At 41.4% G+C, this 290-nt stretch carries 1 rRNA gene; it reads left to right on the top strand.

Features of this window, described 5'->3' with window-relative positions:
• Positions 1-169: 169 nt before the first annotated feature.
• Positions 170-290, top strand: a 23S ribosomal RNA gene (locus tag M3152_RS17895); the annotation flags it as partial.

The raw sequence follows: 290 nt of genomic DNA, 5'->3' as shown, positions 1-290 counted from the left end.
TTGAAAACTGGATAAAACGACATTGAAGCAACAAAACATCAAGTAATCAACCGAGTCGATCACTTTTGTGATTGAACAATACTTTTTTAACGATTACCAACGTATATCGCTATACAATGGTAATCAACCAGTGGTCTAGACGTATGTAATGCGTTGAAAACCATATAAAGGTTAAGTTAGAAAGGGCGCACGGCGGATGCCTTGGCACTAGAAGCCTATGAAGGACGGCACTAACACCGATATGCTTCGGGGAGCTGTAAGTAAGCTGTGATCCGAAGATTTCCGAATGG

It is taken from the genome of Sporosarcina luteola, assembly GCF_023715245.1.
GTDB lineage: Bacteria > Bacillota > Bacilli > Bacillales_A > Planococcaceae > Sporosarcina > Sporosarcina luteola_C.
This window is presented reverse-complemented; position numbering and strand designations above follow the sequence as displayed.